The sequence below is a fragment of the Candidatus Phytoplasma crotalariae genome, assembly GCF_030586865.1.
Classification (GTDB): Bacteria; Bacillota_I; Bacilli_A; order Acholeplasmatales; family Acholeplasmataceae; genus Phytoplasma; species Phytoplasma citri.
This window is the reverse complement of sequence record NZ_JAOSIR010000007.1, coordinates 1-23,663: the sequence shown is the minus strand read 5'-3', so window position 1 is coordinate 23,663 and position 23,663 is coordinate 1. Positions and strand designations below refer to the sequence as shown.

Below are 23,663 nucleotides of genomic sequence, written 5' to 3'. Positions count from 1 at the left end.
ATTTAAAGAGTGTTATTTATAATAAATACCAAAAAAAATAATCTATTACTATTATTAAATAAAAATTAAAATTTTTTAAATCATGTTAAATTTATTTTAAGAAATAACCTTAACAAAAGATATTATTTGTTGATAATTATTTGAATTAATAATTATAAATAAAAAATGTATTTTTTTAATTAATAATATTAATACAAAAATCTTATAAACTTGTAAAGACTTAAATAAAATTTTAATAAAAAAATGATGACAAAATTTTACAAAAATTAAAAATTTTAAATATAAGGATTTTATATGATTACATTAGCTATAGACGCTATGGGCGGAGATTTCGCACCTAAAACAGTAATTCAAGGAACAATAGAAGCTTTAATTGCAAATCAAAATTTAAATGTTTATTTATATGGTATTCAAACTCAAATAGAAGATTGTTTACAAAACATACTTACCACAAATATTTTAAATTCTATCAAAAAAAGATTAAAAATTATAAATACTCCTTTATACTTGCCTATGAATGCTAAAAATATTAGAGAAGCCATAAGAGATAATCTTCCTTATTCCATGTTGGTAGCTCTTAGAGACACTGCCGATCCAACAACCTCAATAGATAGTTTTATAACAGCTGGACCAACACAATCTTTAGTTTTAGCTAGTTATCTTATTATAGGAACTTTACCTAGTATAAAAAGAATATCATTGGCACTTATGTTTAAATCCATCGATCATCGAACTAGAATTTTAACAGATGCGGGAGCTAATGCGGAAATAAAAGAAGAAAATATTTTAGATTTCGTTTTATGCGCTAATTTTTTAGCTCAAACATTATTACATATTCCTAACCCAAAAATTAAACTTTTAAATATAGGCACAGAGTCTAATAAAGGCAGAAATATAGATATTAATATATTTAAATTATTAAGCAATAATCCCAATATTAATTTCCAAGGCAATGAAGAACCGAATAACTTTTTCAATACAGAAGCTGATATTTTAATAAGTGATGGATTTACAGCCAATATGCTTTTAAAAACATTTAAAGGAACTGTAGAAATGTATAAAAGACATTTAAAACAAATACTCACTAGTAATCTTTGCACCCAAATAATTAGCAAAATCTTTTTAGAAAAAAACATAAAAAAACATTTTCAACAATTTAATACAGATGAAACAGGAGGGGCTATATTGTTAGGATTAAACAAACTGATTATCAAAGCTCCTGGAAATTCTACAAGTAATACTTTCTATCAAACTATTAATCAAACTATTAATTTAATCAAAAAAAATTTTTTAAAAAAAATAATTGAAAAATTTCAATAAATACAAGGATTATCATGTATCTTCAAAATTTATTTACAAGATTAAATATAAAACCTAAAAATATTAATTTATATATTAACGCTTTAACACATAGTTCATACGCTAATGAACATAATTTAAAAAATCAAAATAATGAAAGATTAGAATTTTTAGGTGATTCTATTATTAATTTTCTTATGGCTAATTATCTTTATAGAAAAAATCAAGATAACGAAGGTATAATGACTAAAAAAAGAGCTCAAGCTGTGTGTGTAGCATCTCTATTAATTTATTCAGCTGAAATAAATCTAAAACAATATATTTTATTAGGAAAAGGCGAACGCAAAAGAGGCATATATAATTATTCCATTATTGCTGATGCTTTCGAAGCTTTATTTGCGGCTATTTATTTAGATTTAGGTTATTTACAAGTTAAAAAAACTTTTCATTATATAGTAGTTCCTTGTTTATCAAAAGTCATGGGTATTATTGATTTTAAAACACAACTACAAGAATTAGTACAAACACGTCATCAACATATTAAATATAAAATTGTTGCTGAAACAGGATTAGCACATGAAAAAGAATTTATTGCCGAAGTATATTTATCTGAACAATTATTAGGCAAAGGTGAAGGGAAAACCAAAAAATCCGCTGAACAACAAGCGGCTAAAATAGCTTTAGAAAAATTATCACAAGAAAGTAAATTAAAATAATGTTAAAAAAAATATATGAAGAAGGATATTTAGATATAGAAAAAATTTTAATTAATCAATATCTAAAACTTAATTTACTCATTAAAGAAGTTAAATTATTATTATTACTCTTTCAACAATACCAAACTCCTATTCTATCGACAGAAAAAATAATACAACAAACTAATTTTTCCCTACCCGAAATAGATACTATTTTAAGAAATTTAATAAAAAAAAATTTTTTATGTTTATATCAACAAAAAATTAATAATCAAGTCCAAGAAATGTTCGATCTTAGTCAAACTTTTGATAAAATTGAAAATTTATATAAACAACTAAAATTAAATAAATTAAAACATAAAAATACTTCAAATATTAGCAATACTATATCTAATATAGAAAAAATTAAAGGAGATGTTTTAAATAGCCAAGAATTAGAAATAATTAAAAAATGGTATATCGAATTTAATTATCCACAAGAAAAAATTATAAAAGCAATCCAACAAGCACATATTCACAAAAAAAAATCTATTTTTTACATCAACAGTTTGCTAAATTATCAAAATAAACAAAATATATCGCAAGATAAAAATATAGAAAAAAATCTACATAAAATTTTTGATAAGATAAAATAATAAATTAAAAATAATTTATTATTTTATCTTATCTAATACTAAAAATATGTTATAATTGAAGGCGATATTGAATCTTTTTTATAAACCAAAAGATTTAATAATAAAATAAATTATAATAAATATAGAGGAGAAGAAAAAGTTTCTTTATGAATCACAAAGAAAATTTTTTACAAACTAAAAACGGCAAAATTACAGCTGGTGTGTTAGCATCTTTAGGTATATCTGTGGTTGTTTATATAATAACAGCTAAATTATTACATTGGAAACCTTTTAACATAACAATATTAACAAATAAAGATATAGAAAATTTAAAAGTAGATCTTAAAGACTTAACTGGAAAAACAACAAAAAATGATCTTCCTTCAGACGATGCTAAAAAAGAAGCGCAAAAAGCAGTTGATGGTCTAAAAAAAATATTAGATGCATTTACAGAAAATAACAAAGCAGATGATAAAGATAAAAAAATCTCTAGCGACACAATGGCATTAGCAAACACTTTAAAAACAAAAGCTGAAGACGCATTAAAATTAGTTAACGATCAAACTACTGCTCCTCAAACATGGGAAGATAAAGATGTAACAAATTTTGTAACCAAAATGGTTAAAACTTCTGAAATCGATAATTTGTTAAATAAGGCTAAATCAGACTTAAAATTATCATAAAATCAATTTAGTTTTTAATAAAATAAAAAAGTGTTCTTTTATGAACACTTTTTTTTATTCTTTTGATGATGAATTACCGCAGTTAAAATAAAATCTTTAAATAAGGGATGTGGATGGAAAGGACGAGATAAAAATTCTGGATGAAATTGAACCCCTATAAACCAAATATGATCAACCAATTCTATTATTTCTACAATTGATGTTTGCAAATTAAAACCCGAAATTCTAAAATTTTTATTTCGCATAAACATAGAAATATATTCGGAATTCATTTCATAACGTTGACGATATCTTTCAGAAATTACTAATTTTCGATAAATCGCATAACTTTTACTTGGATTTATAATTTTAGTCTTCTTTAAACCTAATCTTAAAGTCCCCCCCATATCAGTATCACTAATTTTGCACTTAATTACCGGATGAGGAGTATTTTCATCTATCTCCGTCGAATTTGCTCCGAATAAATTTAACACATTATTAGCATATTCCACCACAGCCAACTGCATACCTAAGCAAATCCCAAAAAAAGGGATATTTCGGCAGCGAGCATAACGAATAGCTTGTAATTTGCCTTCAATAGCTCGACTACCAAAACCACCAGGAACTAAAATACCATCACAGTCACACAAAAAATCATGTACATTATCACTATTAATATCTTCAGAATAAATAAATTGAATATCAATGCCTACTTTATTAAAATAAGCTGCATGTTTAAGAGCTTCTACTACAGATAAATAAGCATCATGAAAAGCAGTATATTTACCAACTATACCAATCTTAACAACTTTTTTTAAAATTTTCATCTGTTTAATCATTTCTTGCCATGCTGATAAATTAGCTACTGGTAAAGATTCTAAATTAAAAAATTTCAAGATGAAATTATCAATTTGTTGAGTATGCAAATTCAGAACAATAGTTTCCACAATAGAAACATTCGCATTAGAAAAAATAGCTTCTTTTTTAACATCACATAAAATCGAAATTTTTTCTTTTATTTCTGCCGAAATATCACTTTCACTTCTTAAAATCAAAATTTGAGGTTGAATGCCTAAAGATCTCAACTCCTTCACGCTATGTTGCGTAGGTTTAGTTTTCGGTTCTCCTGAAAATTTTAAAAAAGGTATTAAAGTATTATGTATATATAAAACATTTTCAAAACCCAAATCTTGTCGCAATTGACGAATTGCTTCTATAAAAGGTAATGATTCTATATCGCCGATAGTTCCTCCTATTTCCACAATTAAAATATCATATTGACAAGAATAAACATTTTTTAAAATTCGCGATTTAATTTCATCTGTAATATGAGGAATAACTTGAATAGTTTTTCCTAAATAATTTCCTTGACGTTCTTGTTGAATAACATATTGATAAATTTGACCTGTTGTAATACTCGAATCTTTAGTAAGATTAATATTTAAATATCTTTCATAATGACCCAAATCTAAATCGGTTTCGGCTCCATCATTAGTCACAAAAACTTCACCATGTTGTTGCGGACTCATAGTTCCCGAATCTACATTAATATATGGATCTAGTTTTTGCATAAAAATTTTTAAATTACGTTGTTTTAATAAATATCCCAGAGAAGAAGCTAACAAACCTTTTCCTAATCCAGAAACAACTCCGCCTGTAATAAAAATAATTTTAGTTTTTTTGTGCATTGATAAATTAACTATCCATTCATTATTATTTTTTTAATTTCATTCTACCTTTATTAAATTTAATTTTTCAATTTAAAACCTATAGTCTCTCCTATACTCACTTTAGTTTCTGCACCAATTTGAGAATTATTCAAAATTAATTGATTAAATTTAATTTTATTAGGTTCAATTAAGAGCACAATAACAGAACCTCCAAAAGAAAAAAAACCCTTTTCCTGGCCTTTTTGAAAACTACGGATCGGATGGTTATTGATTTTACCTACTAATAAAGCTCCTACTTCCATTTGTATAATATCCCCAAAATTACAAGTTTTTAAAACAGTATATTCACGACTATTTTCGGAAAAGACATTAAAATATTTAAAAGCAATTGGATTAACTGTATGTAATCTCCCTTTAATTTTCACATGCTTTTCATCTTGAATGCCCTGATCTACAAAAATATATCTATGATAATCAAAAATTTGCAATCTCAACATCACTAAAAAACCATTAAGATATTTTTGAACTAAATAATCATTTTTCAAAAGATCATTTAAATGATAAGAAGTATTTTTAATATTAAAAAAACTATCAGCATTAATATTAAAAATACGAATTTGACCCTCGCCAGGACTAATAAAAGTCGAATGAGAAGCGTCAAAATTAATTTTTTTATAAACACGAATAAAAAAATCATTATAAGATTTAAATGAATTTTGTGTAAATAAACTAGTATTAATGCGATTTTTAATGATAATCTTTTTAACATGAATACGCGAAAAGATAGAATTTAAATAAAAACTAAATATTTTGCTAAAAATACGAGAAATAAATATTCTTAATAAAAAACGTTTCCACCATTTTTTTTGTATATCTTGATATAAAAATTTTTGCAACCAACTACTTGTCACTTGCTTATGTTTGTTGTTCGTTCGAAATAAAAAATTCACATTCTCCTCGCATTAAAAAAAATATTTTTGTTTATAAATAAAAAAACAAAAATAATAATAAATAATAAACACAAAATCAATAATACCCCTAAGATATCAGGTTTATTAAAATGAAGTTTATCACTAATAAATAAAAAAGATAATAACATTAAGCAAAAAACATATACACTTATAAAAATTTTATCCCAATACAATATTTTAAAAGGATCGAAAACAAATAATAAAACTAATAAAGGAAACAAAATAGATGCAACAGTTACAGGAACACCAACAAAACTAGAAATACTTGCTTTTTTTTTAGAACTTTCGTTTAAAACATTAAAATAAGCTAAACGAATTAAAGATGTTAAAAGATATAAACAACTAATTAAAATAAAAGCAATATCGTAATAATTTTTAAAATCTAAATCTTTATTAAAAATTTTTTTATAAAAGGATATACCTATAAAAATAGGTAACATACCGAAACTAATCAAATCAGCTAAAGAATCTATTTGGACACCATATTTTTTTTCTTTAAGAGAACGACTTTTTTTACAACGACTAATAACACCATCTAAAACATCTAAAATGCCAGATAATAACAATAAAAGACAAGCGCCAATAATTTTGTTTTGAGTAGCGAATATCACTCCCAAAAATCCACTTAACAAATTTAAATAAGTCAAATAAACAGTATAATTATAAATTCCTAAAAACATAATTCACTATTACAACCTTCATCTATTATAAATCGAAAAAATACTTAATCATGTTTTAATTAATATAATCTTTCTAAAATGATATAAAAAATGAATAATTCGGAACATAACTTACTCAATAATTATATTCGTTAATATCTTCATTTTTATCTTCTGTATTAGAAGAATCACTTTCATCTCTTAGAGAAGCTTCATCATCGTCTAAAACTGTATCATCTATATCTTCTAAAATTTCACGATCAGCTGTTTCATCTGTAGGGATAAAATCTGAATCGTTTTCCAATCGAAAATCATCATCCAAATTATTAGAATATTTTAAATCTAATAATTCAGGATCAATATCAGATTTCTCTTCATCTGCATAATATTCTTTATCCCATAAATCTAAATTATCAGTTTTAATTCCCCATAAATCTTCACCATGAAATACAAATAATCCGCTAACAACAATATCCGAATACAATTGTAAAAAACGTTCCTGTTGTAAATCTTTTATTTTTTTTATTTGAAAAACCTGTTCTATTAATTGATGAATAGGCATAGGTTTTTGATTTTTTTGCAAAATATCTAAAGCCAATTCTAACATAGAATATTCTAAATAATTTTGATTATTACTTGTTTCGTTTATCATAATATTTCCAATAACCTTCTTTTTTGTATTTTTTTAACAATTATTCAAACTATTAAACTTATAAATATTCATAAAAAAACATCCATAATAACCAATAACGTTAATAAGAACAATATTAAATCAAATTAACTCCCAAAACTTCTAATTGACAATTATTAAACTTCTAAATATTCCGAAGCTCTTGTAATAACATCGCGAGAAGCTTTATCAACCTGCTGCAAAACATTATTAAAAGATAATAAAATACTTTCTTGTAATAGATCTAAATTTTGAAGAATTTGAGAATTTTGAATACGTACATCAATAACTTGTTTAGTTCCTTGCATCACAATCATTACATCACCAACACAAGCGGTAAACTCTCTAGATTCTAATTTTTTTTGCTCATATTTAATGGATTCTTGAATTCTTTTTAATTTTTCGAACATATTACATCCCATTCCTTATTCTAAAATATGATTTTAATCCGTCAATCACTATATTATAACTACAATAGGAATAAAATATTAAAAAAAATTGTCTTATTTATCATTTTGATCTAACTTTATCAATGCCAAAATATTCAATAGCTAACTGAAAAAATTGAGTTTTTTCGGAAAAATTATTATTAGAATCATCAGAACCTAATAATTGAACATTATTCGATGAATTAACACTGGAATTTATTAAAAAATTATGTTGAGACGTAAATGTAGCATGTTTTAAATAAAAATTAACATCCAATTTAGACAATTCAGAATCACATATATAACTATTTTTTTGATATTGTTCGAAAAGAGGAAATAATTTTTGTTCCCAATCTTGATGCAAAATTACAAAATACTCTTTAATTAATTTATTTTTGTTATTTAAAATAGTTTTTATTTTATTTTTAATATGCGGTTTAAGCAATTGTTGATATTCTTGGGTATTATCACAAGCAATCAACCATTCTTTATTTAGATTAATTAAACACAATTTACTTTTATATAAACACATAGCAGCCATTTCCAAGTTTTTATCAGAAATTTTGGTTAATTTATGCCAATTTTTCGATAATTTTTGAGTCATAGATACATCAGGAGTTATTAAAATTTGTTTAATACCATATAAAAAACTATCTAATTTCTCGGAATTAAAAGCATTATCATTTGCGCATTCAAACTCAAAAACACTAGAATTTGCAGATAAACTAATATTATTTAAAGAAGTAGTTGTTAAGGGCTTTGGAAATGACAATGACTCTCTTTTAGGCATAACATTTTCTAGATTAACCCCGCTATTATCATAAGTGATATTTTGATTATTTAAAATACCTTTTTGTTTATATGACATTAAAAACTCTTTTAAGCGAATGCAATTGATAATAAAATATTTTTTTTTATGAAAATTATGTTTAAGATTATTTTTCCAAGTAAATAAAAAAACAAAAAATTGATCTTTAAAATTAATATCTAAATTTTTAAATATTTTTTTAAAATTATTATCATTATCTTTCCATTCTTGAATAAATAAAGTTAGAAAAAAATCTATTAAGTCTTCCATAAAAAATAAAATATCTATATGAGGATGCAAAAGATTTTCTAAAAAATCAATCATCGTAACAAAATCGCCATATAATAAACAATTAATTAATTCCTTCATTTTATGTTTCGGAACTAATCCTAAAATTTTCGCAACTTCGTCCGAACTGATATGACTATTATGATAATAAGTGCTAACTTGTTCTAATCTATTTAGGGCATCTCGCATGCTACCTTTAGAAAAAATAGCAATTTGATACAAAGCATTTTCGTGAATATCAATATTTTCTTTAATAGATATAAATTTCAATTGTTTTACGATATCTTCTGTTGTAATCTGCTTTAATCCGAAATGTTGAGTACGCGAAACAATAGTTTTAGGAATTTTATTAAATTCACTTGTAATCAAAATAAAAATAATTTTAGCAGGTGGTTCTTCTAATAATTTTAACAAAGCATTAAAAGCATTATAAGATAAAACATGAACTTCATCGATAATATAAATTTTATATTTGCCAAAAATAGGTTTATATTTTGAAGTATCTTGTAATTCTCTAATTTCATCTACACCATTATAAGAAGCACCGTCTATCTCAATTAAATCCAGATTGTTTCTTTCATTTATACTTGTACAAGATTCACATAAATTACAACAATCGAAACTAGAATCATTAGAACAATTAATAGCTTTAGCTAAATTTTTTGCTAGGGTTGTTTTTCCCACGCCCTTATCACCACTAAACAAATAACAATGATTTATCTTACAATATTGAATAGCATTTTTTAAAGTTTTAACAATAATATCTTGGCCAATAATATTTTGAAAATTTTGAGGCCTATATTTACGATATAAAGACAAATAATTCATAACTCGACAACACCTTTTTTATTTTATTCTGTTAATTTTGCTTTAATTTAGATAATTATAAATTATTATCGGAGAATTAATTGAATTAATTTCTATTTTTTAATTATTAAAAAATTAGAAAAAGAAATATCATTAACTATAATTCTATGATACAAAGGTTTAATAGAATAAAAATTCATTAATTTTGAAGAATATAATAAAATTAACATTAATCGAGATAAATCTTGAGGTTTTTCTAAATTAATATCGGAAGCTAAATAATAATTTTGATTAAATTTTAAATTTTTAACAAATTCAAGAATATTATTTTTAGTATAAAAAAAATCTTTCTTTAATAAAAAATTTTTTTTATTTTTTAATAAATTTTTGGATTTTTCCGATATTAAAGTTAATTTACTAATAACAAAATTTTGTTTATGACGGCGAGGTTTATAAAAGGAAAATTGATCTAAATTGCGAATATAACTCAAATTAAATAAATAATTATATTCAAAAACATGATCATGAATCAATCTAATACCACGAAGCAATAAGTTTAACAAATTATCGTTTTTATTATCAAACAATAAAATTCGCTGACAAATAATTTGTAAATATTGTTCGTTTTTAATATCAATAATTTCTATTAATCTATCGGCAATTTTTAAATTCAATTTCATTTGTTGAATTTGTTCTTTGATTATTTCAACATTTTCTTCTAAAGTTTTTTGATTAATAAGACATAATTGTTCGCTTAAAGATTTTACGTAAATATGATAATCTTCCAATTGATTTAAAAATAAATTAATATATCTACGATATTTAAAAAAATTATCTGATGTTTTTAACCAATAATAAGAAGAATCAAAAAAATTTTTTTTATAATTTCTTAACAATTGGGATAATAAAAGTTGTGTGTTTATGTAGTTTTTAGAATTTAACAAATTATAATAAAAACGATAAATATTAGACTTTAAAATTTTTAATTTCCACAAAATATTTTGTGTTTTAATTAAAGCTTCATAAAAATTAGCATAATTTTTTTCTATTAATAAAGATTTTAACAAAGCATAAATACTATAAATATTACCAATAGATTCTGGTTTTACTTGATTTACAGTTTTTTTAAAAAAATGAATCATTTCTAAACTATAATCAAAAAAACTTAAACAATCATTATTGTAACCAATTCGTTCTTCGCCAATCCATCCATATTTTTTTAATAAATAAATAATTTTGGAAGCTTTTTGTTTAGCGTCAACTGAAACTTGTGAATCAATTTCATCATCCAAAAAAAAATTATTTTTATTAAAATAGTTTTCCAATACAGAAATGGCTAAATTTTTATTAATATATCCATCAAATTCGTCATTTGCTAAATCTGCTAATAATAAAAGACAATCCAAATAAATTTCTTTATTAGAAGAAGATAATAAATTAAAAAAATTTAATGGTAAAATATCGAATAAATTGTACGACATATTTTAAAATCCAAAAAACCTTTCTAATTTATTTATTTTATTATCGAAAATATTAATTTATGGAACTTATTTTCAAATTTATTAAAATACATTGTCTAAAATTATATACAATATAAACAAATGTTACATAATTTAACTTAAATAAAGGATTAAAAAACAAAATGAAAATTAAAACTATTAGATCTTTCGATCCCAATCACCAAATACCGATTAAAATTTGGCAAACAATTTTTCAAGAAATTCGATATACCCCTTCCTCTTTTGATTTACAACCGTGGCGTTTTTTTATAATTACTAAATCTACAGATAAAGAAAAACTAAAAAAATGCATGATAGGAAATATTCCACAAACCACAAATAGTTCTGCTATCATCATATTATGCGGAAATATTAACAAAGTCCAAGATGCCTCATATATTTATAACAATAAACTAAAACATAAAAATATCTCATTAATCCAAAAAGAAATTATTTTAAAACAAATACAAAAACATTATCATAACATGAATCCACAAACATTAAAAAATGAAATTTTTTTTGAGTGTGGCTTAATTGCCTGTAATCTTGTTATTACTTTACAACATTTTAATTATAATACTTGTTTTATGGGAGGTTGTTATTTTGATAAATTAAATGAATTATTCAATATAGAAAAAAAATACATACCTATTATTCTAATAGCTGTAGGTCAAAGTAATAAGAAAGATGAAATTGAATCTACAATAAATAAAAATATCGAAAACTCAATACCATTTAAACTAACTATAAATGATTTTGTTAATTTTTTATAAATTTCATTTCATTTGTTAAAATAAAATTTTTTTAAAAATATATAAATTATAAATACCTCCACAAGTTTATAAAATTTATAAAAAATCCCAAAATTATTAAAAATATTTAGATTATTTAAAAATTACTTATAAAAATAAATTCAAATAATTATTATATATTTTTTTAAAGAAAAAAATCTTAAAAAAATCAACAATATAATCTGATTTTTTTAAAATAAAAATATCTCTTATTTATATTTTATTAAATAAATATCAATCCATTAATAAATAATATTATAAAATTTTTTTAATTCATAAAAAATAAAACAATAGAAATCAAAAATTTGATTTTTTATAAATATTAAATTTTTAAATTTAATTTAAAAAATTTATAAAAATATCCTTGATAAAATAAAAAATTTACAAAAAAAATTAATATAAATGGTGGAGATGAGGGGATTCGAACCCCTGTACAAAATTAATCAGTTTTATTTGTTGTACATAATTATTTTGTTTTATGGGATCAAAAACAAACAAAAAAATATTTAATAAATGTAAAAATAAAAAATAATTAATTCAATAATATAATATTTTAATTTTTTAAATATCTAATTAATAAATAACCTAGATATCTTCAAAATTAATTAATAAAGCGAAATCAAAAATTATATAAATTTAATTTGCTTACGCTGTTGCGCGAGCCATACCAAAATTTGTTGCTTGATTAGCAAAAAAAATGTGGTCATTTTTATCTTCATTTTGACTAATTTTATTTTCTTTATTGCCGTTTATTAAAAACCTCGAACGTTTTTACTTGCGCAACCAAGTTATGACAAATAAAACCTTTTAATTTTGGCGAAACCAATAAACATCCCCATCTATATTTTAATTTAAAAAAAAATATAATCAATAAATAAATATTGATTAATTTTTTTTAATTTTAGGTAATAAAGATGATAAAAATTCGCTCTTCAAATTGTGTAAAAAAATAAGAGATGAATGAACAAATTCTAACCAATAGTGTAATAATTTATCATAATTAGTGATAACAGTATCTTGGGTTGAAATTTTATTAATTTCATATATTGGTTTTTGACTTTGAGGATAATCTTCTGTATTATGTACATCATCAATTTTTCTATTATTATATTCCAGTTTTTTTTTATAAAAAGGTTCATTTTCTACAGCTTTTTGATATAAAAAAGTTCCGCATAAAGCTATACAAATATTAAACATAATAAAAAAAATAATATTAAATAATTTGAAAAGCATAATATAAAACCTCTTCAGAACATTTGCAAATAAAATTACAAGAACAAAATATATTGATTTTAATTATTTTATTTATTGCTAATCACATAAAGTTTTTCAAAAAAAACATCTTCATAAAAATTTGAATTATTTTAAACACCTTAAAGTAGCTAATTGAAACAAACTAAAAGGTTTATTGTAATGAGGATTAAAATAAGAATCAATAGAAAATAAACTTTCAACAGTCATCTTTGTTTGAATACACACACTCAAAGTGTTGATTTGTTCCAACAAATTAGATTTAGATAAAATTTGACCACCTAAAATTTTTTTAGTGTCTTTTTCAAATATAATCTTAAAAATAACTCCGTTATAGTCAGGCATAAACTCAGGTTTATCAGCATCTTTAATAACTTCAAAATCATAATTCAATTTCAATTGTGAAGCCACATATTCCGTAATTCCCGTAGAGGCAATATTGAGTTCATATATTTTAATAGCACTAGTACCTTGAACTCCAGAAAATTTTATTTTATTATTTTTAATATTTAAACCTACAATAGTTCCTGTTTTAACAGCATTTGTAGCCAAAGGAATGTATTTATAATTCATTAAAGGATTATATATTATATTAATACAATCACCGCAAGCATACACATCAGGATGAGAAGTTTGTAAAAATTCATTTACAATAAAAGCACCATTAGGTGATGTTTTTAAATAATTATGAGCAATACTAGAATTAGGAACGAAACTAATACATAAAATAACCATTTCTGTAGCAAAAATATCTTTATCAGTTTTTACATGAGTAACTAATTCATTTTTAGTAACAAATTGAGAAACTTTTTGTCCTAAAGCCAAATGAACATGATTATTTATAAATTGTTGTTGAGCAGGTTCAGTAAATTCAACATCTAAATATTTAGACATAATTCTATCTTCAGCATCAATTAAAACAACTTTTTTGTTTTGCAAAGAAAAAGCTTCAGCTAACTCAACGCCAATATAACCAGCACCTATAACAGTAATATTGTCCACATTACGGGCATATTTAATAATTTCATTCGCATGCTCAAAATTTTTGCATAAAAACAAGTTTTTAGAATTAATTCCTTCTAATTTCGGAATTACTGGCCAAGAACCTGTAGATAAAATCAATTTATCAAAATAATCAAAAAATTCTTCATTAGTTTTTAAATTTTTAACCCAAATTTTTTTCTGATCAAAATCAATCTGTAACACTTCATGTTCTAAACACATATTTATCCCTAATGCAGACAATTCTTGAGCATTAGAATAAAATAAACCTTTTTTATCTTGAACAACTCCACCAATATACAAAGCTATACCACAAGATAAAAACGAAACATTATTATTTCTTTCGTAAACAGTAATATCGATATCATCATATGGATAAGTTTTTCGAATAGTCTTGACAGCTGCAGTGCCTGAATGAGTACAACCGATCACTATAACTTTCATCTTTTTATTCATTAATATCACCTTTTTATCTATTAAAATTCTGTTTATAAGTTTCCGTTAATTTAGTTTTTATAAATAATCAATTATAAAAGATATACAATTAAATTATAACATATATAAAAATTAATTTATGATTTAAAAGTAACAAAATCTTATTCTAAAGGTAATTGCTTAATTAAATTTAAATCATGAAATTTTTTTAAAATTGTTTTATTCAATTTAACTCGTTTTTCAAAATCTTGTTGTGTGAATAATTTTTCACCACGCGCTTTCACAATATTATTAGCCCCTACTTGACCTAAACCATCAATGGTAATAAAAGGCATAATTAAAGAATTAGATGATAATTCCATTACAAATAGATTAGCTTCGGATTTATTCAAATCAATAGGTAAAAAATTATAACCTCTATCTTTCATTTCTTTAGCAATTTTTAAAGTATGCAATTTTTCTTTTTGAACTAATGTCATCTTTTTTTTATTAATTCTATCGGATTTTTCTAATTTGTCAACAATAGAATGTATTTTATCAGATGACAACATCATATTGTCATAATCAAATTGCGACACTCTAGTAGAAAAATAACCTTTATAAAAAAGTAAAGGGGCATGAACCTTAAACCAAGCTATTCGTAAAGCCATTAAAACATAGGCAGCAGCGTGGGGTTTTGGAAAAAGATATTGAATTTTTTGTAAAGAATCGATATACCAATCATCTACATTATGTTCGCGCATGATTTGAGATAGATTTTGCCATTTGTGTATATCATTATTTTGTTGCCCCTTACGAACTAATTCCATAATTTCAAAAGCCACCAATTTTTCCAAACCTTTAGAAATTAAATAATTTAAAATATCATCACGACAAGTAATCAAATCAAAAATACTTTTATTATTTTTTAAATGATCTTGAGCGTTTCCTGACCAAACACCAGTACCATGAGATAAACCTGATACTTTAACTAAAGTAGAAAAATTAAATTTAAAATTGAATTTTTTTCCTTCTGAATTGATTTCTTTTAACATATCACGAACAAAAGGTGTTCCGAATTCAGGAATTGCTCGAGAAGTTTGGCAGTTCGATTTATTAGCAAAAAATTCATAAACTTGTTGATCATCAACAGGAATATCTTGAAATTTTCGAAAAGGAAAATAAGAAGGATTTTGAAGAACATCATCCATCAAAAACTTAATCAAAGTAGGATCATCATGACCCAAAATATCTAACTTAAATAAATTTTTTTCTAAAGCATGATAATCAAAATGAGTAGTTTTCCATTCAGAAGAAGTATCATTAGCAGGAAATTGGATAGGGGTAACATCATATATAGATAAACCTTTAGGAACAATCACAATGCCACCAGGATGTTGACCTGTAGAACGTTTTACCCCTTCAATCATTATCACTCTACGGTCTTTTTCATTATCACTTATTGCAATTTGTCTTTCCTCCATAAAAGATCTAATGTAACCATAAGCATTTTGTTTCGCCACAGTTTGAATAGTTCCAACCCGAAATACACAACTTTCACCTAATAACTCCCTAAAATAATTATGAATTTTATTTTGATAATCTCCAGAAAAATTTAAATCAATATCAGGTTTTCTGTTACCACCGAAACCTAAAAAAGTTTCAAAAGGAATATCTTGACCATCTTTAATAAGAATTTTACCACAAATAGAACAACTTTCTTTAGGTAAATCATAACCTGAAAATACATTTGTAAAATGTTTTTGATATTTTTGTATATCAATAACAAAAGAATATGATTTGAAATAATTTTGATATTCAACATTTTGAAGTTCGGTTAAACTCATTTTCATAATAATATATTTACAAATAGCACAACGATAATGCGGAGGTAAAGGATTGATTTCAGTAATACCCAAAATATTAGCTATAAAAGAAGCCCCTACAGAACCTCGAGAACCCACTGGATAACCATCTTCAGTTGATTTTTTCACTAATAAATAGGATAAATAATAAATTGCGGCAATATTATTATTTTCTAAATTATCTTTAGGAGCAATTACAGATAATTCTTGTTCAATCCTATCTTTAACATTAGGATGTAATAAGTGACCATATAAATTAAAAATTTTTTCATTAATCAAACCTATCATTTCAGCTCTAATACTAGAAATTTTTAAATTTTTCAAAAACATATCATCAGGAATATTAAAAAGTTGATTAGAAAAAAATTGAAATTTTTCAATTTGTTGATTCAATAAATGAGTGTTATTAATTACGATATCTTGTTTCAATTGTTCATCATTAATAAAATCAAAAGCATTTAACATTTCTTGAGTAGTTAAAAAATAATTATCAGGTAAAAATTTTGAAGGATATTTTGAAAGACGGTGTATACCGCCACCAATTAATTTCGCATTAATATAAACTTCACGTAAAACTTTTTCGTAAGAATATAAATAATGAACATCTCCAGTAGCTATGATAATTTTATTTTGTTTCCGAGCTTCTTTAATAATTTTCAAAATAGTATCTTGAATTATACTAAGACCGTATGAATTATCATTATCAAATTCTGAAGAACCATTCAAATCATAAATGATATGACGATAAGCTTGAGGAGGTTGGACTTCAATATAATCATAATAAGAAATAGCTTTAGCTAAATCATATTCATCTTTAGATAAAGCGATATTAAACACATTACTATCAAAACAACCGCTACCAATTAATAAGCCTTCTCTGTATTTTTCAAAATTAGATTTTAATAAACGAGGGGTTTTCATAAAATCTTTCGTTAAAGCATCACTTATTAAATGAAATAAATTGTTATAACCTTTTTTGTTTTTAACTATGATATTAACATGATAAGGTCTCTCAAATTTAATATCTAAAGGACCTTGTAAATCATAAAAATTCAATATTTTTTGAGCTTCTAATTTTTCTAACATTTCTAAAAAAACAAGAGCAGTAGCACGGGCATCAAATAAAGCGTTATGATATTGACCTTCTGAATCAAGTTTAATTTTAAAAGATTTAACAATTTTTCCTAAAGAAAAAGATTTTAACAAAGTATTAAAATGCTTTTGAGCTAAAGCTAAAGTATCAATAATAGGTAATAAAGGCCAAGATAAACCAATTTGTTTAGCTACCTCTTGTAAAAATTCCATATCAAAACTAGCGTTATGAGCTACCAAAACACAATCAGGACAATCTTTAATAAAATCTAAAAATTTTGGAAAAATTTCTTTAATATGAGGTTTTTTTAATAAAATATCATTAGAAATATTAGTCAATTCCTGAATAAAATGATTAATCTTTATATCTGTCCCGGGATTAATTAATTCATCAAAAAATTCAATAATTTTACCATTTTTAATTTTAACAGCAGCTATAGAAATTATTCTATCCCTAACCTTAGACAAACCAGTGGTTTCAATATCCAAAACTACATAACAATGATTTTTCAAAACAAAATCAGCAAATTTATCAATATTTATCTCTTGATTGGTAACAAAAATTGGATTTTCTTCGACAAAATTTAATTCTACTCCTACAATAGCTTTAATATTTTTATCAGAAATATATTTAGAAATTTCTGGAAAAGCATACAAACCATCATGATCTGTAAAAGCAATAGCTTCATGTCCCCATTTTTCCGCTAATTTTATATAATCTTTAGCACTAGTAATAGCATCTAAATTAGACATTTTAGTATGTATATGAAATTCAATTCGTTTTTTACCAGGATAATCATCTGTTTTTTTAAAAAAAATAGACGAATAATCTAAAATTTCATAATCTTCCAAATTAAAATAAAAATTTTTGTCTTTATTTTGAATTTTAATAACAACTAATATTAACATTCCCTCACGCAAAACATTCAATAATTCATCGCGTTCCCTTTGAGCTTTTTTTTTATCTTTAGACAAAAATTTTTTAACCCATATAGAATCTTGCAAACTAACAGGATCAACCAAATAAAAACTAATCCAATTTTTATAATTATCATGATTAATAAATTGTAAATAACCTTTAATTTTGATTAAATTTAACCTTTCTTCGTAAATAATAGGAATTTCTTTAAAATGTAATAAAGGAATATTGGGAATTTTATTATTAATGATTAATTTTTTGGAAAATTTTGAATTTTCATTTATCTTTTCATTAATGATATCAGTTGTGCAACCCAACAAATCAAAATTAAAATCAAAATATTGCATAAATAAACTTTTTAATTCTAATAATTTTGATTCTAATTGTTTTTCGTCTATGTTGTTTTGTCTTTTAAATAAACACTTTTTATTATTTATATCCAAAATAATAGGAGTTTTTTGAAAAAAATTTTTTAATTCTGTATCTATATCTAGGTATGCTATAACTTTATCTAACATATATTGATAATGTTTTTTCCAAATATAATCATCCTTTAACAGATTCCAATCTAGAATACGAAAATGCACATTAATTATGGGTTGTAATTGTACAAAATTTTCTAAATCTTCACTTAATTTTTTTAAAAAAAAATTTTGAAATTCTTTTTCAAAACATTCAAAATATGTAGTTTCTTCAGGATATTCTTCTATTTGGAAAAAACAATCCCAACTATTCGTTTTTTTATCATCAACCACAACTTCTATTAATGGAAAATTTGGAATATTTTTATTTTTAATAAATTTTATAAATTTTGAATAAAGCTTCATTATCGATCTCAACTTAATTTTAATTATTTATTTTTAGTTTATTATTTGAAAATTTCATATATAAAGAAAAAAAACATGAAAAATTTCATGTAACTTTAAAAAAAATAACTTTTTGGATGGTATGGTACTGATGATCGGACTCGAACCGATATAAGTTATTCACTTGTTTGATTTTGAGTCAAATGCGTCTACCAATTCCGCCACATCAGCATTAATAATAAATCAATTATAATAAATTATTAATTAATAATCACTAACTATAATAAGATTATATCATAACGTCTCTTGAAAAAATATCTTTAAAAATTTTTTTCTATCTTAAAAAATTTCATGAAAAATCTTATTATTCTTAAATAAAATATAATTCTAATAAATTTCTTAAAATAAAAAATAATTCTTCTTTCATAATTAATTTTAAAATCAATATAATTAAACAATATAATAATATTGATTTCAATTAAATAATAATGTTTATTTGTATCATCATGATTATTTTCTAAAAAATAATTATTTTTAAAATTTTAGCATTTTTATAATTTTGATTATTAACAAAATAATATTCTTTATTAGATCCTAAATAAAAAGTATCTTCTTGTTTCAATAAATAATGTAATTTATCTAAAATTAAAAAAATCTCTCCCTCCAAAACAAAAAAAAACTCATGATAAATAGATTTAAATTGTATTTCAGTTTGACCTTGGGGTTTAAGCTCGATAATAAGCGGTTCTATTTTAAATTTATCTAAATTTTTAAAAATATGATAAATTTTATTTTTCAAATGAGGATTATATTGAATATTAAAATCTGTTTTTTTATTGATTGCCATCATAGATTCTTCATTTTGGAAAAAATCTACTATTGAAACTTTAAAAATTTTTAACATTAAAAACAAAGTATTTAGAGAAGGTAAGATTAAATTATTTTCGATCTGCGAAATATAGCCTGTGGTCATATTAATTTTTTGCGCTAATTCTCTTTGAGTTAATTTTTGTTGCAATCTTAAATTTCGAATTTTCTCACCTATGTACATATTATTTTAATTCCCTTGCATATTGTAATCAAATAATATAAATTTTAAATACCGAATATTTGAATTAATTTCTTATATAATTGCATAAATTTAATCACCATTTTTTTTTTCAAAATAATTAAATTTTTCTTATAATCTTTTTGTAAAATTCGTTTAGTTTGATAAAATTTATACCACCAAAAAAATTTCAAAATAATTAAACGCGTTTTTTTAAAAAACAATATCTTTTTAATTTTAAATTGTTGATAAACTTTAATTTTATTAATCCGATCCAATAATAGATTATTGTTTGCAATAATTTCTTTCTGTTTCTTCCAATTTTGAAATAAAATTTTATCTATTTCATTGTTTTGTTGCGTCCTAAAAAGATTATTACGATGATTTTGATCTTTTAAATATTTTTGATACAGATATAATTGATTTTTGTATTCAGAATTAATTTTTTTATTTTTATTATCATATGTTAGTTTAATTTTTTGCTTTTGAGTTATAAAATCTTGATCTATTTCGGTTAAAGAATCTTTTAAATTATCTTGAATTAAATCTATTTGGCGTTTCATTTCTTTTAATTTTGATTTATTTTGTTTTTCATATAAACTAATCTCATGACGAATTTGTTTTTCTTGTTTTTGATATTTAATTATAATCTCATTTAAACTATCATCATGCATTATTCGAGTAATATCGAAAAAAACCTGAGAAATACAATCAATAATATGTTCGTTTTCTTTTAATAAAAAATGTTTTTCTTCTGATTGATTTTTTTGTATATGAAAAATTTCTTCCTGAATATCGTTATATTCTTGCATAAAAAAAATTCTAGGTGATTCTAAATGATCATAATAATATAACCATTTCTTTTTCATTTTATTGAGATAAAACGAAGATAAAATACGATGCCAAAATTTAGAATTCGAAAAACTTCTAAGTTTAAAAGTCAATTGAAACATTTGGTATTGTAATAAATTATTAGTTTGCACAAAACAATTTTGTTGTTGCTTCAATTTATTAGTCATTTGTTCTTTTGATTGCTGATGTTTATTTTGTTGATATTCTAAATATTTCATTTTTTTTTTAAAAAAATTTCCTATATTTTCATAAATTTTCATTTTTTTTTCAAAAAAAACTAAAAATTTTGTATTTTTATCCAAATTTTTCAATTTCATTCGATGCATTAAGACACTAATAAAAGAAATATTTTGATTATAAAAATTTAAAATCAATTTATTCAAATTAATTTGTTGTTTTATCTTATTCAATCTTAAATCAATCATATTTATTTTCAATAAATAAAGATATTTAAAATGTTCTTCTATAACTTTTTCTACAAAAATTTTATTTAATTTATAAATTAAATGTAAATGAATCATAGAAAAACTCTTATTAATTGTTTTTAAATACAAATGCCAAAACAGATCCAATTGTTCTTTCATTTTTTGCAAAATTTTCAAATGTGTTTGATTTTGTTTATTTAAATAATTATTCAATAATATAACATTTATTAAATTTTTTTGTTTAATAAAATTATTTTTAGCAACAATATCTCTGATTTTGATTTTAGGTATTTCCACTTTATAAAAATAATTTTGTTTTTTTTGTTTATAAATAATATTTTTTAAATTTATTTCATATTCCTGATGATAATGTAGATTAGAGAGTTTTTTTTGTAATTTTTGTATTTCTTGAAGATTTTGCAAAATTTCACAATCATATTTCATTTTTAAAGGAATTTTTTTCATTTGCAATTGCATTTTAAGCAAAAATTTACGTTCTTGAATTTGATTCTGCAACAATAATATATCTTTTTGATATTGTATATCATTTAATTTTTCGATTAAAATAAAATTTTTGTGCAAATGTTCATAAGATAATTTTTGTTTATATTGTTCATCTAGAACTTCTTCCTTAATGATGCCATATTTTTTTTTTATTCTTAATAAAGTTAATTCTACTTCTAAATTATCAATTTTTTGCAAATAATTATTATAAATTAATTTGTATTCTTGCTTTTGGATTAGATCAAAATTATTAATTTGAAAATTTTTTATTTTTTGGAAAATTTGTTTATTATATTCAACAATATTTAACTTTCGATTATAAATAAATTTAAATTTCATATATTGAAAACGCCACTCATATAAACGCATAAAATACATTCGTTGATAAACAAAAAAATCTCGCATTAAATTTGTCATTATAGGATAACTATTTATAAACATTGGTTGAATAAAAAAAAATCCCCTTATACCTTGATTCCAAATATTATGTTTTTTTTTAAAAATTATTTCTTGTTTTTCTATAAATTCCAATTTCAATTGATCGAAAATTTTATTATGCATTTCTATTTTGCGTTGTAACAAATTAAAAGAATTTTTGATTTCTTTGGACAAATCTATCTCTTGTTGCCTTTGTTGTTCTTGTATTTGTTGAATTTGTTTTTGGTAAAAATTTTTCATATTTTCTAAAGAATGATTAAAAATATCTTTTAATTGTTTAATTTTTTGATTTAAAATGATAATTTTTTGATGAAAAAAATCATAAATATCTGAAATATTTTTTTGATATTTTTGATTAACTTGAGAATATTGTTCCGTAAACAAATCATTTTGTTCCATTTGTTCTTTGTTTACTTCGTTTTCCAACAAATTTAATTTTTCCAAATCAAGATGACATTTACAATTCAATTTATCTTTTTGAATATTATATTCTTTAATTATTCGATCTTTTTGTAAAACACTTTGTTGTTTTCTTTTTGTAAACTCTTGATTTAAAGAAATTTCTTTATTAATTGTAATTAACTTTGATTTTTCTAAATTTTTACTGAGTTGTTGTTTTAAATTATCTATATTATAATGGTAATCTACATTTAATTGTGGAATATTAGACGCGAATTGAGGAGTTAAATTTGTATGAGGATTAGCACTATAAATAGGCAAAAAAATCAAAAAATCTTTCATATAGTTATCATTGAATAAATTTATTTGTTGAATTTCTTGACACAAATTAATTAGTTTTTGAATTAACAAATCTATTATAGGATCATAATTTTTTACATTATCTAAACAATTAATATTATCATTTTTAAATTTTTTTTGACGCATTATATTACAAAAAATCCCCTTAAAGCAATATTATCACTTGAACTTACTATATATTTGATTTTTTACTTTTAACAATAAAATTACATATTAAAAAAAAAATAATAAATGCTATTTATAAAAAACTTAAAAATAATAATTAATTAACATATTATTACAAAGATAGATTATAATCGTCTGAGTTAATGACTCTTATAGGGCGAAAGAAGATAGTAATTTATTATTTATTCAATGGCAAGTTGATAACGGTTTCACCAGCAACTAAACTTTCACGAACATAGAAGATTGTTCCTCAAATGGTTGC

Annotated in this window: 17 protein-coding genes and 1 tRNA gene; 5 read left to right on the top strand and 13 right to left on the bottom strand. The window is 22.7% G+C overall.

Going from position 1 to position 23,663, the window contains the following annotated elements; genetic code table 11:
* The first annotated feature begins 294 nt into the window (after positions 1-294).
* The 4 genes from OC683_RS00980 to OC683_RS00965 all read left to right on the top strand — a co-directional run bounded on the left by OC683_RS00980 (position 295) and on the right by OC683_RS00965 (position 3,291).
* Positions 295-1,320: a phosphate acyltransferase gene (locus OC683_RS00980; protein WP_304514700.1), complete on the top strand. Its 1,026-nt coding sequence runs from the start codon at positions 295-297 to the stop codon at positions 1,318-1,320.
* 14 nt (positions 1,321-1,334) lie between these two features.
* A complete protein-coding gene (gene rnc, locus OC683_RS00975) occupies positions 1,335-2,015 on the top strand; it encodes a ribonuclease III (protein WP_304514699.1) in 681 nt (226 codons plus the stop codon).
* Positions 2,015-2,629 (top strand): DnaD domain protein, encoded by a 615-nt coding sequence (locus tag OC683_RS00970; RefSeq protein ID WP_304514698.1) that lies wholly within the window; start codon positions 2,015-2,017, stop codon positions 2,627-2,629. Before rnc ends, OC683_RS00970 begins: the two co-directional genes overlap by 1 nt.
* Before the next feature lie 146 nt (positions 2,630-2,775).
* On the top strand, positions 2,776-3,291 hold the full coding sequence (locus OC683_RS00965; RefSeq protein ID WP_304514697.1) for a hypothetical protein: 516 nt from the start codon (positions 2,776-2,778) through the stop codon (positions 3,289-3,291).
* Positions 3,292-3,329: 38 nt separating this feature from the next.
* Here the strand turns inward: OC683_RS00965 and OC683_RS00960 are convergent, their stop codons facing one another.
* The 7 genes from OC683_RS00960 to OC683_RS00930 all read right to left on the bottom strand — a co-directional run bounded on the left by OC683_RS00960 (position 3,330) and on the right by OC683_RS00930 (position 11,052).
* Positions 3,330-4,958 (bottom strand): CTP synthase, encoded by a 1,629-nt coding sequence (locus OC683_RS00960; RefSeq protein WP_304514696.1) that lies wholly within the window; start codon positions 4,956-4,958, stop codon positions 3,330-3,332.
* Between the two features lie 59 nt (positions 4,959-5,017).
* Positions 5,018-5,890 (bottom strand): phosphatidylserine decarboxylase, encoded by an 873-nt coding sequence (locus OC683_RS00955; protein WP_304514695.1) that lies wholly within the window; start codon positions 5,888-5,890, stop codon positions 5,018-5,020.
* The gene (locus OC683_RS00950) at positions 5,887-6,591 is read right to left on the bottom strand and encodes a CDP-alcohol phosphatidyltransferase family protein (RefSeq protein WP_304514694.1); all 705 of its coding nucleotides are present in this window, start codon (positions 6,589-6,591) and stop codon (positions 5,887-5,889) included. The genes OC683_RS00955 and OC683_RS00950 overlap by 4 nt, the downstream gene beginning before the upstream one ends.
* 115 nt (positions 6,592-6,706) lie before the next feature.
* Positions 6,707-7,222 (bottom strand): DNA-directed RNA polymerase subunit delta, encoded by a 516-nt coding sequence (rpoE, locus tag OC683_RS00945; RefSeq protein ID WP_304514692.1) that lies wholly within the window; start codon positions 7,220-7,222, stop codon positions 6,707-6,709.
* A 155-nt stretch (positions 7,223-7,377) separates the two neighbouring features.
* On the bottom strand, positions 7,378-7,650 hold the full coding sequence (locus tag OC683_RS00940; RefSeq protein ID WP_078122998.1) for a YbaB/EbfC family nucleoid-associated protein: 273 nt from the start codon (positions 7,648-7,650) through the stop codon (positions 7,378-7,380).
* Positions 7,651-7,750: 100 nt separating this feature from the next.
* Positions 7,751-9,592, bottom strand: coding sequence for a DNA polymerase III subunit gamma/tau (gene dnaX / locus OC683_RS00935; protein WP_304514691.1), 1,842 nt, complete (start codon positions 9,590-9,592; stop codon positions 7,751-7,753).
* A 92-nt stretch (positions 9,593-9,684) separates the two neighbouring features.
* Positions 9,685-11,052, bottom strand: a complete 1,368-nt coding sequence (locus OC683_RS00930) for a Wadjet anti-phage system protein JetA family protein (protein ID WP_304514690.1) — start codon at positions 11,050-11,052, stop codon at positions 9,685-9,687.
* Between the two features lie 161 nt (positions 11,053-11,213).
* Between OC683_RS00930 and OC683_RS00925 the strand changes: the two genes are divergently transcribed.
* On the top strand, positions 11,214-11,843 hold the full coding sequence (locus OC683_RS00925) for a nitroreductase family protein (RefSeq protein WP_304514689.1): 630 nt from the start codon (positions 11,214-11,216) through the stop codon (positions 11,841-11,843).
* A gap of 903 nt (positions 11,844-12,746) precedes the next feature.
* Here OC683_RS00925 and OC683_RS00920 read toward each other — a convergent pair.
* The 6 genes from OC683_RS00920 to OC683_RS00895 form a co-directional block, all read right to left on the bottom strand.
* Positions 12,747-13,094 (bottom strand): hypothetical protein, encoded by a 348-nt coding sequence (locus OC683_RS00920; protein WP_304514688.1) that lies wholly within the window; start codon positions 13,092-13,094, stop codon positions 12,747-12,749.
* A gap of 126 nt (positions 13,095-13,220) precedes the next feature.
* Positions 13,221-14,558, bottom strand: coding sequence for an FAD-dependent oxidoreductase (locus OC683_RS00915; protein WP_304514701.1), 1,338 nt, complete (start codon positions 14,556-14,558; stop codon positions 13,221-13,223).
* Between the two features lie 152 nt (positions 14,559-14,710).
* On the bottom strand, positions 14,711-19,231 hold the full coding sequence (locus OC683_RS00910) for an exonuclease domain-containing protein (protein ID WP_304514687.1): 4,521 nt from the start codon (positions 19,229-19,231) through the stop codon (positions 14,711-14,713).
* Positions 19,232-19,353: 122 nt separating this feature from the next.
* Positions 19,354-19,441, bottom strand: a tRNA-Leu gene (locus OC683_RS00905).
* Positions 19,442-19,727: 286 nt separating this feature from the next.
* Positions 19,728-20,261, bottom strand: coding sequence for a helix-turn-helix domain-containing protein (locus tag OC683_RS00900; protein ID WP_304514686.1), 534 nt, complete (start codon positions 20,259-20,261; stop codon positions 19,728-19,730).
* A gap of 44 nt (positions 20,262-20,305) precedes the next feature.
* On the bottom strand, positions 20,306-23,362 hold the full coding sequence (locus tag OC683_RS00895; RefSeq protein ID WP_304514685.1) for a ligand-binding sensor domain-containing protein: 3,057 nt from the start codon (positions 23,360-23,362) through the stop codon (positions 20,306-20,308).
* Positions 23,363-23,663 lie beyond the last annotated feature (301 nt).